The sequence below is a fragment of the Ferruginibacter sp. genome (genome assembly GCF_049840995.1).
GTDB lineage: Bacteria > Bacteroidota > Bacteroidia > Chitinophagales > Chitinophagaceae > Ferruginibacter.
In genome coordinates this window covers 781,189-797,403 of sequence record NZ_JASGIP010000004.1, presented here as the reverse complement: position 1 = coordinate 797,403, position 16,215 = coordinate 781,189, and the positions used below count along the sequence as shown (strand labels likewise).

The window sequence follows — 16,215 nt, the reverse complement described above, 5'->3', positions numbered from 1 at the left end:
TATTTCGCATCAATTTCATTTCACCACTCCTAAAAAATAGATCAACAGGCACACAAAAACGATGACATCGGTCCATAAAGCAAATCTTTCATTGATGTTTACCGGCTTTTTAACAATATGCTGTATTGCAGCTAATCCGTAATAAAGTCCGCAGGTAAAAGCGCTGGCCATTCTCCACTCCGGTTTAAACAATGAAATAATACCGGCAAGCCCAAAACATAGATTAGCAAATCCCAGTTCCCGCACTACCGCGTAACTGGCCGTGTCGTGAATATGAAATATTCTTAGCAGTAAAAGAAGGTTGCACAGTCTGCTTTATCCCTGCCACAAACAGGCGTAACCCGGCTGCGGAAAAAATAAACCATTTTGCAAACAGGCCAAAAGTCAAGGAAATATGCTGTGCTATATGCTCTGCAAAAAAACCAATAAAAGGAATAACAAATATCATTAACGATACGGCGATGACATACGTTTTATTCATGATGCTGCTGCTGGTGAGGTATTAAAGTTAAAGCAAGCTGTGGAGCAGACAATAGTAAAAATAAAAAACCTTCTTTCGAAGGCTTTTCATTTAAATATGGGATTTATAAGGGGTATTTTCTGCGGGGGCCGGATGTTGTTGATCTTCGTAGGAATGGATGGTCTTTGTTTGGATTGGATTGATAATGCAAAGATGCAGCGAAAACCGGGCTCAAAAAGTAGCAGTACGGTGCTATGTTCGGTAGCATAGATACTACAGCAAGGGCTATATTTGTTGGGGAACTTTTTGCCCAAAAATGCAGGACTGGCCTGCTATTTGGAATATTTTTACAAAAACTATACGGTATGACATTTAATGAGATGATACAATCCAATAAGCCGGTACTGGTGGATTTTTTTGCCGAGTGGTGCGGCCCCTGCAAAATGATGGCACCGGTACTGCAGCGCATCAAGCAACATATTGGCGAAGCTGTTTCTATTATAAAGGTAGATGTAGATAAAAGCCCGCAGGCAGCGGCTGCTTACCAAGTACAGGGTGTTCCCACTTTGATCTTATTCCGCCATGGAAAAATTATATGGCGGCAAAGCGGCGTGGTATCAGAATCTTATTTACTGGGAGTTATTAAAAAAGCCGTTGAGCAAACCATTCAATAACATATCTAGCGATACAGCATACACTCAATTTTTTAAAAGAACAAACACAGGAGTTCAGTTATCAACCTCCCTCCTGTGTTATAAAAAAATACTTGTGTTCAACGAAAGCGTTAGAGGAGCAAATCCCTCTTCCAAAAAACAAGCAAAATGGTAACTATCGTTAAATGATAGATTTCCGGAAGATCACGTCATTTTAAATGAAATGTAAACACGTTAATCTTTTTGCCAGAAATCGATCTCGAAATCAAATATTTCTTTCAGGGTGAGCTGGTACGTTTCGGCAATCTCGATCAATGTGTCGAAGCGAAAATCAATTAAGCCTTTTTCAATTTTGCTTAATTTGCTTTGATCCAGGCTCGACTCGAATGACAGTTGGCGAACGCTTTCAATTTTCAGGACTTCTTCCCTGCGCTTTTTAAGAAAAGCACCGAGCAGTTTCCTGATCTTTTCTTTGTTTTTTAAATCCGTATATATTTCGTTTATCTGAAGTAACTTAAAAATCCATTAAAATTGAAAATTACAAAGGCTTGATTTCTTGGTCTTTCAATTTTTTCATGCGAACTCGAAAATCCATAAAAAAGCAGGCAAATATTATTATCTATTGCTAAAAAAAATCTTAATAAAATACTAGTTAATAATTATATTTAATTACCCAATTCAATATTTGATTTACCACATCACCTGAACCCAAAACTAGACTATTTGCTTGATTTTTAAAAGATTAGGATAAATTTCCTTGTGCTAATATCAGATTAAATTCTATTTTATGAATTGGTCCGTAAATAACTCTGCAGTTACTATCCTTGAGTCAAAATTGGTTATTGGTAGCAATCACCTTCAACTTGACTGCTCTGGTCATCTCATGATAGGAATGGAAGAGTTAGAAGAGTTAAACATTGTCTACTCTAACTGTCATCAATTCAGAGGAAAAATCACTGTAATTTTTGATACTAATACTAAAGAAATAGATATAGCTTTTTTAGGAGCACTAATTTTGTTAAAAGAGTTTAATAATGAAATACTAATTGAGATTGATGTTTCCAGGATGGAATTCGAAAACTCATCAATGGTTGAAAAAATAAAGGAGTATCTAAGATCAGTGCTTTTATTTGATATAGACGAAGTATCTAGAATCTATCTGAAGTTGAATTCAGCTTCTGTAAAAATTGATTCATATAACACAAGACAAAACCCATCTACGGCATTTCTTCCGTTAATATTAATTCACTCCTTATCCTACCAAAAGTTATTTTTTTCTAGCAAAATTGAAATAACGGAGTTAGAATATTCCATTATTAATGAGAATATCAGTGACAGTATCTTTACAAAACCTTTTAGTGAATTGAATGACGAGTTGACTAAAATAATTATTTCTTCTTTACGTAGGAAGTCACGATTTACAATACGAGAATACGCTCTTATAAATTACATAAAGACATTTGGAGAATTAAAAGTTTTATTCTTAATTCTAGAAAATGGAGTCAAATTCATTAACATAGGAAAAGTGTCGGTAAAACTACGAAATGAATTAAAAAATTCCTTTTCCTCAAGTATACCCTCAGCCGAATTTATAAACACTCTAAACAATATAAATCAAAGTATAAATGAAAAACCTCTTTTTTTCACATTGGTATTCTCACTTATAGCATTGAATTCATTAGAAAATTTCTCTCAAAGGCATAAGTTATCAAATGCCACTCATAATTACATCAAAAAAGTTTATGACGTGTTCCGCCAAGCAGAAGAAATTTCAATAGGGATCAAAGAATTATTTCAAAACATTATTGAACACAGTTCATTTTCAAAAGGAATATTTCTTGCAAGAATATTTCGAAAAAAGGAAATTAAATATTTCAAAAATGGTTATTTACCAGGAATAGAAAATTATTTAGACTGTGTCGATACCTCATCTGAAAACGACTTAATGTTTGATATAAACATATTCGATCTAAGCACAGAGGGTATACTGGATACATATAACAAAAGGGCTAAAATTTCATTAGAAGATAAAAGTAAAGTTAAAAGCATTTCAGAAATATTTGACCTTACAAATGAGAATGCAATACACAATTTCCTGAGAGCTGCTGCAAATTTAGGTCTTGCCATTTTTAAAAGTCAAATGGCTAATCTTAGTGCATATTTTTATCTTTCATCTCTTGAAAATAATAAAGCACAAACCTATTGTTCATTATTACCATTTGATATGCTTCAAAAAGAACCTGTATATAGAAATGGTAGTCATTATAATATTTTAATCCCCTTCGAAAAAACGTTAAAGAATTCACCTGTACAATACCGACAATTGATTGGAGGACCAGAAATTAAAAGTCATATAGAAATATTTGACTTTATCTTTATCGAAAAAAACCATGACTTTACTCATGAAATTCCAGACGACTTAAAACTTGTAGTAGAAATCGATATTAATTTGAAGTCAATATCCTCTGATGAAGAAACAAAATATGCAAAAGAAACAAAAATCATTTCTGAATCCCTAGAATATCTAAAAAGGTTTAAAGCTAAAGAGGTAATCCCTTCTTTAAATTTTTCTGACGCAATCTCAGACACCGATTTAAGCTCAATAATCCGGCTTTTAGCAACTTTACAACGTAGTAATGAAATTTTTCATTACATTATTACAGGTCTTGACGAAAATATTTTTTTCATCCTTTTAAATATTTTACATTTCGAGAAAGCAACTGATGGTCCCCCGAAGCATTTTTGGGGAACCAATAATGTGCTTTTATTTTATTTAAGAAACCAACATAAGTATTATTATCCAGTAATTTTATACGGAAATTATTATTCAGATTTTGTTGAATTAAATAAAATATCATTAAAACAGGTTTTTAAAGGAAATAATTACATAGGTAATATCAACCCAATAAAATCGCCTCTCTTTTACCCTGGCACTTTTCAAATTCGTGAATTTGATACTGTTATTAAACTCGACGGCTCGAGCCTATTTGAAATATTTGCAACAAAATGTTTGGAAACAAATTATGACTTTAAAGAAAAGTCCTTGGGAACAATTGAGAAAAAAGAATTAGCAATTTTTGATCACATTGACAATTCCTCAAATTTTGCCGATGTCAATTTTCAAGCTTTCAAGATTGAGGATGGGCATTTCAAACTCGGGTCAAAAATTCATATTGAAGATTTTTATTACGCAAAAAGAATGTTTCAAATTAGTGACTTCGCGTATAAATTTTCGATTCTTGTAGTTGAAAAATTAATTGAAGAAATTGAAATTTCAGAGTGTACAGAAATTACATTAATAGGTTATGCCAAATATTCAGAATTATTACTAAATCGAATTAAGCATCTCTTAGAGAAGAGACTTAATAAAAAAGTAGTTGATAAATATCGCTTCGAAATTGGTATAATTAGTGACGTTGAAGAGCCTAAATTTATAAACAACACTATAATTTTAGAGAAGGTGATTTTGATAATCCCGATAAGCTCTACCTTTTCTACCACATATAAAATTCTGGATTTTTTAGAAAAAAAATACCTTGTTAAGCAAGAGATGGTTTTAGTTCCAATTATTAATCTCTTATTAGTAGCTCATGGAGGAATTGATAAGGTTTCTTATAAAAAAAGTACTGCTGTTACTGACCCCGTGTTACAAAAATTCGGCTGGAAAGAAATTGATCCAATCAAGAGAATAGTAAAAACTGAAATATTTAACTCTACTTTTATAACTGAAGCTAAAGAAGAAAAAGCTTTTCTTCTACAATATTATATAATACCACTTAAAACAACTTGGCATGATATCTACAATTGTAAAATTTGTTTCGCAAATAATTCAGAAAGGCCTCTAATAGAAACAGACAGTGCTTCTGTAACTCCTCAACTTCTTTTTGGTCAAGGCCCTGACTATCTAAATAAATTATCAGAGAAAGTCGTGAATTCAACATACTATCAGTACGGCCATTTTACAATTGGGAATAAACATAATCGACACTTTATCAATCCACAAATCTTTCTTAGCTTTAATTATCAACATATTAAGAATTCACTTACTACCTTACACTCATCTGATAATTTTTCTTTTTATCATAATAAAACAGTAACGATTGTATGCCCAGAGAGTCAATTCAATTCTGGGTTTGTTTTCTTAGTTAATGACATCTTATTCAACAACGCAGCAAACATAATAAAATATGACATTCGGAATGATTACATTGATAATTTTATAAAATTTTATGGTGATATAATTGGCAATTCAGATCATCTCTTCTTCGTAGATGACCAGGTTTCAACAGGAGAAACCTTTTTTGCAACTAGCAACTTTATCTATAATTGTCCTAGAAAGAAATTTTATAGCTTCGACCCACTTTCAGAATCAGATACTCTCACTAGAAAGTTCGATGGTGTAATAGGTCTGATAAATAGATGCAATAAAAGAGTTATAACAGCAATCGAAGAAAATTTGATTGGCAAAAAGCATTTCTACTTTTATGAGTTTAAAAGCGTGCCAACTGTATTTTCAAGCCATTTACCGTGTAGCGTTTGCGAAGCCAGAGCGAATTATTTGCGTCTAGCCAAAACTACTTCGCTTGATTCAATAAAATATTATCTCTTAAAAAAAGCGCAACGAATTAAACCAGTATCCGAGTTCAATTCTGAAAAGAATATATTTAAATCTTATGATGCTAGAATTTATGAAAGGACAAACACTCCCGATCAAATTTCTATTTCTTCAACAGAAATGGATTTTTTAAAAAACCCCTTTGGAATAAATCACATATTAAAATTTGAGATTGAAAATATCCTGAACAAACAAAATGAGATAAACGTCTATTTTGATTATGATCAATATTTGCGTATTATAAGAAAAGAGCTTGCTTTATCTTTCAAAATTGACAACAAAAGTATTGTGGATACAGCCTTTTTAAAAGTAGTAAGCTTTCAACCATATACGAATTATATTAAAATAAGAACAAAAGTATTTGAGCGAATAATTTTAGAAATATCCCAAAAACTAAAATTGCTAAATTCGAAAGATTTGGATAGTAATGATCTCTCATGGTTTGAGGAATTAAGATATTTAAAACTTCTTTTTAAAAGAGCCGCCTTATTAAAAAGCAACATTTTATTGAAACCAGTGATAATTACAGGCATATTAGAGTTGATAAAAAAATTACCAGTGCTTGACTACGAAATTTCCATCAACAACAAACTCTTAAGTTTGCTGAAGTTCGAACAAGTATTTGTAGCTTGTAAAGAACAATTAGCTTTTATAAACAGTGCTGAAAATAACAATGAGCAATCAAGTAATAGCTTATATGCATTTGATGACTTACTTAATATTGATCAAAAATGTAAATATATTTTAGAAGATGTTTTTAATATTCATAAAGAGGCGATAGAAAAATTACTTGAAAAAGGGAATATCAAATTTTCTGTTTCTGAAGTCTCATTTGCTCCAAAAAATAAAATTATAAAATCAATCCAACAAGATATTTTTTTAAATAGTACTATTAGCAACTCATATAAATTATCAGATAGCGATAAAATCCTATTGATTTGCCGGGGGATTAAAAATTTAGAAGCGAGAATTAGAATTATAACAGACTTCCCCTATTTCGTTACCTCTTGCTTTAAGGAAATTACATTAAATAATGAGCCGAAAGCGATTCGGCTTGGCCAAGTAATAGAACTTGTAAATGGTCGGAACAACAGTGAGAAAAATGTAAATTGTCAACACTTTTTAAGACTTGCAAAATTAGAAAATACAGGAGTTCTTTACACATCATACGCATTACTGAAAGAATTAAATTTTTCAGGCTGGGAAGATGTCCTCAACTCGCCTGGAGGAAACTCTTCCAGAGTGACTAAAAACTATCTTAATGAATACACAAATACATTAAGGACAAGTATTAGAAAAATATTAATTGAAAATGCAGCAAATTACAAAATACTGCCTCTTTTAAAATTTTTACATGAAGAAAAAGAAACAAGTGACAATCCAAAAAAAGATACATTTCTTGTTGAAAAAGATTTGTTTTCTGTAAGTGATTCCTTCTACACTTTTATCTCAACCTTAAGTTTTTTGAGAGCAAGTGAAGATGAAAAAAATATGGATAAGCTCACTTTACTTACAAAAGTAGAATTCATACTTTCTCAAATTAAACAACTTTTGAGAATTCAAGAAGAGGCGGAAGTTATGATGTTTGTAAATTTTAAACCAATTAAACGTGGCCAATATATAAAACATGAAGATCTATATTTTATTCAGTCCGAGTATGAAAAAGGCTTTAATAAATCTATTGCTTTAGATAATAGTTTTATCTTGAAGATGATGAACGGTGTAAAGTTGCGTAAAAGAGGAGGAACGCAAACTTTTGTTGAATTTATAAAAAATAAAAGTGGAAAGTGGGAAAGTTTGAAAAAAATCTATGCTAATATCCCAAAAAAAGACAACACATCCGAAAAGTTAATTGAGCATTCTGAAATATTAGGCCCGGATGAAATCAACAATGAAAATTACTGTTCAGACCTAACCTGTTTTACTACATACAATCATTTACTTTTTTTTAGAATTGCTGATATTGAAATTGATAAAATCAATGAAGATGTTATAAACACAGATGCTCAAGCTGTTATTGTTGTGGCTACTAATCGTGTTGGAAGTAATGGAATAGGCAAATATTTTAAACCAGAAAAATTGAGATATTTAATCCTTATAAAAAATCAATTATCCTCATTTTTGGCACACCATTACAAAAATGATAGTTTCCGAGGATACATAGATGCGAACAAAGAAAATGTAAATTGGAACATTTTTAAACATGGACAAATGAGTGCAGATGAGGCATTTAAAAAACTTTTACGTACTCTTTATTCTTCGTATGAGAAGACACCTGATCAGAAAGACCGAATATTACAACAACTTGAAATTTTAAGCCTTCTTCAAACCCAATCTTATTTAGTAATGAGGCTCCAAAAAAAGGTGTTAGCTAATAATCCAGATGAACTTGAGCAACATATCAATTTATCCATAACAAAAAAATGCTTAGAAAATGCAATTGAAATTATTTCAGAAACCATTTTGCCGAATGAAAGTTATTCAGATATTGAGTTGCCAGCAAATTCAGTAGATTTTGAGCTTTTAAAGCAAGAATGTGATTTTACTTTTACATTTAATGAAGATCTGCTAAAAATTGTAATTTCCGAAATTCTTATCAATGCTAAAAAATATATATTTTCATACCATACAGCGATTATAAAGGTTACACTTTTAAATGAAGAAAACATTTACTATATTCATATTCAAAACAGCTTTAGGAAAAATGAAAATGAAATACTTGAAGAAATCTATACTGGGGAAGATATGACTAAACAAGGCCTCAAAATGATAGCAAAGATTTTTAAAGAAATTTATAATTCCGAAGATTTTAGATCAAGCATTACAGATCATGATACTTTAAGTGAAGTCAAATATTTTAATGTTTATATTCCTTTAATTAATTTTAAGAAGTCATGAAACAAGCGATAATTATTGAAAACCGAAAGGAACATTTCGACTTAGTATATGATATTTTGAATAATAAAAGCAATTTTAAAGATTTCTTTATTAATGTATGGCCGGAAAAAGGAGATGAAAAAACTATTGCAGCTTTCAGAAATTTTTATTTAAAATTTGTAATTGATCCTGGAGACGAAATAAACAATTCATATATTACGGCTAATTTACCAAGTAGTGTGGATTTATTTATGATAGATTTTCACTTGTTATCGAATCCTGATAAAGTTGACTATCTTGGAGGTATTCTAAGAAAAAAATTAATAAAACAGTATTTTCCAAACGCCAAAGTAATATTTCTTTCAAGATATGACAGAACCTTTCTTGAGCCTTTTATGGAAGAGGGAGATGTGTATTTTGATAAAACACCTCCAGTATCAACCATAAGCAAACTTGATTACTGGAAACAAAATATAATTCACTATCTAAAAGCCTTTTTTCCTAATGGGTAGAAAAATAAAAATCAAGAAAGGTTCGCCTAAAGACTGGTTAGCCTCAAAATTCGTTGCTTCTGATTCCATAACAACGGAAACAAATGCAAAAGGTGATGAAGTTGTATACAATTATTACACAGCAATCAAGTTTATCACAAGTCCTGTCAATTATTTTTTTCTCACTCTTTTTATCTTTGCAGCAATTGCACTTTTCTACATTTCTATTCGCGGCCTATGCATAATTTTTACTTGTAATTACGAAAATGTAAAAGGGATATTAGAAGGTGTGGAATTTATTTTTATTTCTCCCTTACCACTATTGATTGTTGCAGCTTTTCATAACTACTATAAAAAAATAATAATCCCAATAGTCGATATGGGAAAAACTGACAATAAAGATTATAGTAGATTAACCAATGTCGAAAATGAAAAATCTAAGTCGCAATCTTTGGTTGATATGGGTATCATTAAATACATATTTATTTCTATAATTGTTTCTACAGTTTTTATCGTATTATTAGGAGAATTTGTTGGTCATTTTCCTGCACATGATAAATCATCGGAAACACATAGTCTTTCAGTAGAATCAAAAAAAACTGAGTCGTTAGATTCTTTACCAAATCTTAAAAATCCAACAATTGAAAACATAAAAAAAGAAAATACTTTAAAGAAAGATGTAGATTTTACTTTATTCAAAGTATGTTTTGGAATTATTCTATTGATCTTATTATTGATATATTTTAAAATGATAGGAAAAAATCTTAATGAAGATATTCACAATTCAATCAGAATTAAGAATTTAGTAGAAGCTACAAAAGATGATATTATGGCTGAAATTAAAGAATAGAGAATCTTGGTTCTCAAAATCTTTTAGTCATTTATTATGTTGTATATTTTGCTAAAATCAAAATATCAAGGAAACGGGGACAACAAAATCTCATAGATTTCATTATTTTTTCCAGAGTTCTAATATGAATTTCATCTTTCATAACACTTGCATGTCAGTAGGTTAGTATAAACAAATAGTCACTCAGACCGTGGCACTTTTAGCACATTGATTCTCAATAATTAGACATTTGCTTTTAGGCGAAAAGTAAACTCGTGTATAGTCTTTTACAATTTTAAAAAAGCCATCTTGTCTTCTAAAACCAAAATCCCCGGTGAACTCTCTTTGATTTTCTGTTCTTGTTACTATAGTTTTGCTATCTGGTCAAAGAGCGACGTCTTCAAAACATTTTAGTGATAACTCAGAAAATTTATTAGATTTTCCAAAGACTTAGTAAATAAAAGCACGGTAGCTTTGTAATTTTTTTTTTGGAGGGGGGTAACGACTCGGTACTGTAGGTGGTACGTGGTATTTGACGATTGAAGCTGGAGTTGATTTTTCGGATCAGCTTCAGGACTGGCCTGCTATTTGGAATATTTTTACAAAAACTATACGGTATGACATTTAATGAGATAATACAATCCAATAAGCCGGTACTGGTGGATTTTTTTGCGGAGTGGTGCGGCCCCTGCAAAATGATGTCACCGGTACTGCAGCGCATCAAGCAACATATTGGCGAAGCTGTTTCTATTATAAAGGTAGATGTAGATAAAAGCCCGCAGGCAGCGGCTGCTTACCAGGTGCAGGGTGTACCCACTTTGATCTTATTCCGCCATGGAAAAATTATATGGCGGCAAAGTGGTGTGGTGTCAGAATCCTATTTACTGGGAGTTATTAAAAAAGCCATTGAGCAAACCATTCAATAGCATACCTAACAATGCAGCATACACTCAATTGCTTAAAAGAATAAACACAGGAGTTCAGTTATCAACCTCCCTCCTGTGTTATAAAAAAAATACTTGTGTTCAACGAAAGCGTTAGAGGAGCAAATCCCTCTTCCAAAAAACAAGCAAAATGGTAACCATCGTTAAATGATAGATTTTCGGGAGATCACGTCATTTCAAATGAAATGTAAACACGTTAATCCTTTTGCCAGAAATCGATCTCGAAATCAAATATTTCTTTCAGGGTGAGCTGGTACGTTTCGGCAATCTCGATCAGTGTGTCGAAGCGAAAATCAATTAAGCCTTTTTCAATTTTGCTTAATTTGCTTTGATCCAGGCTCGACTCGAACGATAATTGGCGAACGCTTTCAATTTTCAGGACTTCTTCCCTGCGCTTTTTAAGAAAAGCACCGAGCAGTTTCCTGATCTTTTCTTTGTTTTTTAAATCCATATGCCTTATTTGTTTGAAAGGTGTCTGAATTTTGAAAAATATTTATGGTCGAATTCGCCCACAATCAAAAAATTCCCTAATTTAGAGTATGCTACATTTTCAATTTCATTATTGTGACCTGAGAAACCACACCAATGAAATTGAATACTTCATATAACTTTTTAAGGGGCGGTTGCCTGTTTTTTTACAGGGATATTTTCTCAGGTCTCAGTAATGAAACAACAGGCGCTGCCCCTTATATTATTCCTGCAGCCAACCCTGCCATACAGCATTTAATGGCTGCGGCCAATGCATGGCAGCAGTTGCTTTTCCGTTATGCCTTCCGCCTCGTAAAAAACAAACTGGTTGCTTCTCTTATTACAGAAAATGTGTTTAGCGTATATGCGCAACAGGTATCTTTATTACCACCCGAAGAACACAGGAATTTTCTTCAACAGACAACGGTAGCCAAATGCCATCAGTGGATGTATGCCAAGCCCCAGGTATTCAACCAGCGCAAGCCTAAAAATCCCACTTAGCCCTTCCCGTTATCCCCTTCACTTCATTTATTAATTTAAAACGATTGCAATGAGAGCTATTTATTGCTTCATGATAGTGCTATGCTCCATATACAGCATGGCGCAAAGCCCCCCTGTTTTAAAACCATTGGTTATTGGAGACCAGGTACCCAACCTGCAATTTTCAGAGGTGCTGAACGCACCCTATACCAGTACTTCTATTGCTGCATGGGCAGATAAATTGCTGCTGGTGGATTTTTGGGCAACCTGGTGTGGCAGCTGTATCAAAGAGTTTCCCAAACTGCAGGCTTTGCAGGCCAGCTACAGCAACCAGTTGCAGGTGCTGCTGATCAACAACCCGCAAAGCGGCGACAAGATAAATACAATAACCCAATGGCTTGTGAATAAACGCCTGGCCACAGGTGGCAAAATAACCTTGCCTGTTATTATGGATGGCGAAGAACTGGGCACCTGCCTGCCGCACCACGGCATTCCTTATACGGCCTGGATATACAAGGGCAAGCTGGTGGCCGCAACAGATGCTTCAGAAGTTACTGCAGCCAATATCCGGAAAGTGTTAGCCCAAAATGAATCTGCTCCTGAAAACAGGCTGGAAAGAAACGACTTTGATATTCATAAACCACTCGCAGAAAATTTAAAAAACGATAGTAATCACTGGATGCAGTATCAATCGCTGTTTACCAGTTATATTAAAGGAGCCGGCGCAGCTGTGGGGCAATTTCCAACAGCCGATGGCTATGGGCAGCGAAAGTTCTATATCAATAAATCCTTCCTGGGTTTATATTATTTTGCCTTCCCCGACCTTTTGCGCAATCATATTATCCTGGATAGTTCCTTAAAGACCGAGGCGCTTTGCGATACACCCAATCTTGCTTTTAAAAAGATTCATTACTGCTGTTACGAACAAATATTGCCCTTACAAAGCGATCCCTCTATGCAGTTGTATTATATGAAGCAGGACCTGGACCGTTTTTTTGGTATTACCAGCAGTATGCAAAAACGTTTGACAAATTGTTATGTGCTTACTATTACCAATCCGGCATTGCTACAACATTCGCTGGCGGGTGATTACAACAACGGTCTGCAATTAACTGATGATCGCTGCCTGGTACTCAAAAATGCGCCATTGGAAATGTTGGTCACTACGCTGAATATGCCGCCGCTTAGCAATCCGTTTACTCCCATTGTGATCGACGAGACCGGTTATACTGCGCCAGCAAATCTGCGTCTATGCCTTACAGGTATCCGTGATCTTACAGCTTTGCAGCAACTGTTGCCAGAATACGGCCTTGCCTTACACAAAGCCAAAAGATGGATCAATATGCTGGTGCTTACCAAAACTAATTTTCACCAATTCAATTAATTTTATGCAATTCATTATCACAATAGTATTGATGTGCGCAATACAATTCTCCTTCGCACAAAAACCTGGCTTACCCGATAGCCCTAAAACATCCAGCCCCTTAGTACTCGACAGTGTAGTGGTTTTTAGTAATGGTTACCAGGTTATTTCCGGCAACAGGGCCACCGGTTCTTATACGCAGGTGGATAACAAGACCCTTAACCTGCAGGTAAGCCCCAATATACTGGCACGGCTTGAATCGGTTACCAATGCTGTAGCTGTTTTTCGCAAAGGCGGAAGTATGCCGGCTATTACTGTAAGGGGTTTAAGCACCATCAATGGTCCAACAGCACCGTTGATCATACTCGATAATTTTCCTTTTGAAGGTGATATCAACAGCATCAATCCAAATCTTGTTGAATCCATAACAATATTAAAAGATGCCACAGCTGCTGCCATCTGGGGTACCAGGGCGGGCAACGGCGTTATTGTTATCAATACAAAAAAAGGCAGGTACGGTCAGCCGCTTAGCATAGATCTCTCCGTAGGCACACAGGTAGTGGACCGGCCCAACCTGCATGCATTGCATACCATCAGCAGCTCTGATTATATTGATGTGGAACAACTGCTTTACAGTAAAGGATATTACAACAGCCAACTCAGCAGTTCGCAACATCCCACGGTATCACCAGTGGTTGATCTGCTGGACAAACAGGCAAGAGGATTAGTATCCGCGACCGAAGCAAGTAACCAAATTGCAGCATGGCACAATACGGATGTCCAATCACAATTGGAGGATAGTTATTATCAAAAGGCATTCAACCAGCAATATGCCCTTACGTTCAGTGGCGGCAGCAACAGATCGGCATGGCTAGCTGCATTGGGGTACGATCGTAACAATTCTTCTTTAAGCGAATCGTACAGCCGCCGGACAGTAAAGCTGGAAACCAGTTTCAATCCTGTGAACAGGCTCAGGTTAACAGTTGGTTCCGTTTACACCAATTCGTATACCCATACAGGTAAGGATGATTATGGTGCGCAGGATTACCTGTATCCTTACTCCAGTATTTTCAATACCGATGGCACACCGGCCGCTTTTGACAGGGAGTACCGTAAAAGCTATACCGATACGCTCTGGGCTGGTAAACTGCTCGACTGGAATTATTATGCCGCCGATAATTACCGTCACCAGTATACAACGGTAGCAACTGATCATCTGCTGATTGACCTGGCTGCACAATACCGGTTCAATAAAGGTTTTAGTTTTGAATATAAATACCGGAGCGAACAGGAACGTGCCGAAACGCAATCGCTTGGGGATGAACAAAGTTACCTGGCTCGTTATAATGTAAATCTTTTTAGCCAGGTAAACGCTGCTACAGGAATAGTGAATTATATTGTGCCCAAGGGTGGTATACTGGATGATACGCATGCTGCCACCGTGGTAAATAATTACAGGGCGCAGCTTAATTACAACCATAGCTGGGGCAGGCATCATGTTACTGCGCTGGCCGGTAACGAACTCAGGCAAATTCATACTACCAGTTCTGCAAACCGCACATTTGGTTATTATAAAGATCTTGCCCTGGGTGCAGCAGCAGATATGCGCAACCAATACCCGCTTATCACTACGGGTGCAATGGCGTATCTGCCAGCAGGACCTGTTAATTTTTCCGACCAGTTAAAACGCTATGTTTCCTTTTATGCAAATGCGAATTGGAACTTTGATGATAAATATAATTTCTCGCTCAGTGGCCGTCGTGATGCTTCCAATTTATTTGGCGCTCTTACCAATGATAAATGGACACCACTTTGGTCTGCAGGCGCCGGCTGGGAAATTTCAAAAGAACATTTCTGGCATAATAAGCAACTCTCTTTATTGCGGTTAAGAGCCAGCTATGGATATACCGGCAATGCAGATCCCTCCCGCTCTGCGGTGGTAACTGTTTTTCTTTTTAACAACTCCGCAGCTACCGGTTTTCCCGGTTACCGCATTCTGCAATTTCCAACGCCGCATTTACGCTGGGAAAAAACAGGTATCAGCAATATTGGTTTAGATTTTGGTTTATCTAGTGGGCGTATCAACGGAAGCCTGGAATATTACAGCAAAAGATCCAAAGACCTGTTTGCTTATGCACAAGTTGATCCAACGGCCGGTATTGGCAATACCGGCATTGTACAGAATATAGGAAGTATGACCGGCAAGGGTATCGATCTTACCATTAACAGCCGCAATATTACCGGCAAGTTTGCATGGTCTACCAATTTGCTTTTTAATTACAATACCGATCGTATCAGCGAATCTTATCTTAACGGTGGGTTGGTTATATCGTACGTAAACGATGGCACGGCCCTTACATCGATCCAAAACAAACCGGTACACGAGGTTATCAGTTTACGCTGGGCCGGGCTGGATCATACTTCGGGTAACCCACAGGGTTATTTGAATGGCGCCCTTTCTACAGATTATCCAGCTTTAACAGGTTCGGGATTAACTGTAAATGACCTTGAGTATAGTGGGCCTGCCATGCCGCAGATTTTCGGTTCTGTTACCAATGAGTTCAGCTATAAAAAATTCAGCCTGCTGGTCAATATCAGTTACAAACTGGGCTATTATTTTAAACGCAAACCGCTCTATTACCTGGCGCTTTTCTCCAACGACAGGAGAAGTACTTCCGATTTTGCGGCAAGGTGGCAGCAGCCCGGTGATGAACTGATCACAGATGTGCCTTCCCTTGTTTACCCGGTACCATCCAACAGGGATAATTTTTACACCTCTTCTGCAGCTATAGTAGAAAAAGGTGATCATATAAGACTCCAGTTCGTTAACCTCTCCTATAAATTTTCGCTTAAAACGGGGTTGCAAAAAAACAACTATTACAATATGCAATGTTTTTTAAACGCTGCCAACCTGGGCATTCTCTGGCGGGCAAACAAACACGGACTTGACCCGGATTATCCTGCGAATGTTATTCCTTCCGCTGCTGCTATTGCATTAGGACTCAAAATTTTTATTCAGTAAAGCTTTAAAATTA

11 protein-coding genes are annotated in these 16,215 nt (G+C 35.3%); 8 read left to right on the top strand and 3 right to left on the bottom strand.

Annotated features, from left to right (window positions below; translation table 11 throughout):
* Window positions 1-15: 15 nt before the first annotated feature.
* Window positions 16-246 (bottom strand): DUF6790 family protein, encoded by a 231-nt coding sequence (locus QM738_RS14195; protein ID WP_462277386.1) that lies wholly within the window; start codon window positions 244-246, stop codon window positions 16-18.
* Window positions 224-481: a hypothetical protein gene (locus tag QM738_RS14190; protein ID WP_462277385.1), complete on the bottom strand. Its 258-nt coding sequence runs from the start codon at window positions 479-481 to the stop codon at window positions 224-226. Before QM738_RS14190 ends, QM738_RS14195 begins: the two co-directional genes overlap by 23 nt.
* Window positions 482-825: 344 nt before the next feature.
* On the opposite strand from QM738_RS14190, the gene trxA (QM738_RS14185) reads away from it, so the two are divergent.
* The 5 genes from trxA (QM738_RS14185) (at window position 826) to trxA (QM738_RS14165) (ending at window position 10,851) form a co-directional block, all read left to right on the top strand.
* On the top strand, window positions 826-1,134 hold the full coding sequence (trxA, locus tag QM738_RS14185) for a thioredoxin (RefSeq protein WP_462277384.1): 309 nt from the start codon (window positions 826-828) through the stop codon (window positions 1,132-1,134).
* A gap of 766 nt (window positions 1,135-1,900) precedes the next feature.
* The gene (locus QM738_RS14180; protein ID WP_462277383.1) at window positions 1,901-8,626 is read left to right on the top strand and encodes a hypothetical protein; all 6,726 of its coding nucleotides are present in this window, start codon (window positions 1,901-1,903) and stop codon (window positions 8,624-8,626) included.
* On the top strand, window positions 8,623-9,117 hold the full coding sequence (locus QM738_RS14175; protein ID WP_462277382.1) for a hypothetical protein: 495 nt from the start codon (window positions 8,623-8,625) through the stop codon (window positions 9,115-9,117). The genes QM738_RS14180 and QM738_RS14175 overlap by 4 nt, the downstream gene beginning before the upstream one ends.
* Window positions 9,110-9,946 carry a hypothetical protein gene (locus tag QM738_RS14170; RefSeq protein ID WP_462277381.1) on the top strand — a complete coding sequence of 279 codons (837 nt, stop codon included), beginning with the start codon at window positions 9,110-9,112 and terminating at the stop codon, window positions 9,944-9,946. The genes QM738_RS14175 and QM738_RS14170 overlap by 8 nt, the downstream gene beginning before the upstream one ends.
* Before the next feature lie 596 nt (window positions 9,947-10,542).
* Window positions 10,543-10,851 carry a thioredoxin gene (trxA, locus tag QM738_RS14165; RefSeq protein ID WP_462277380.1) on the top strand — a complete coding sequence of 103 codons (309 nt, stop codon included), beginning with the start codon at window positions 10,543-10,545 and terminating at the stop codon, window positions 10,849-10,851.
* Between the two features lie 214 nt (window positions 10,852-11,065).
* On the opposite strand, the gene QM738_RS14160 is transcribed toward trxA (QM738_RS14165), so the two are convergent.
* Window positions 11,066-11,320 (bottom strand): helix-turn-helix domain-containing protein, encoded by a 255-nt coding sequence (locus QM738_RS14160; protein ID WP_462277379.1) that lies wholly within the window; start codon window positions 11,318-11,320, stop codon window positions 11,066-11,068.
* Between the two features lie 134 nt (window positions 11,321-11,454).
* Between QM738_RS14160 and QM738_RS14155 the strand changes: the two genes are divergently transcribed.
* From QM738_RS14155 to QM738_RS14145, 3 genes are read left to right on the top strand one after another with little or no spacing between them, the layout of a single operon-like run.
* Window positions 11,455-11,838, top strand: coding sequence for a hypothetical protein (locus QM738_RS14155; protein ID WP_462277378.1), 384 nt, complete (start codon window positions 11,455-11,457; stop codon window positions 11,836-11,838).
* Between the two features lie 49 nt (window positions 11,839-11,887).
* Window positions 11,888-13,201, top strand: a complete 1,314-nt coding sequence (locus QM738_RS14150) for a TlpA family protein disulfide reductase (RefSeq protein WP_462277377.1) — start codon at window positions 11,888-11,890, stop codon at window positions 13,199-13,201.
* A gap of 4 nt (window positions 13,202-13,205) precedes the next feature.
* On the top strand, window positions 13,206-16,202 hold the full coding sequence (locus QM738_RS14145) for a SusC/RagA family TonB-linked outer membrane protein (RefSeq protein ID WP_462277376.1): 2,997 nt from the start codon (window positions 13,206-13,208) through the stop codon (window positions 16,200-16,202).
* Window positions 16,203-16,215: the final 13 nt, after the last annotated feature.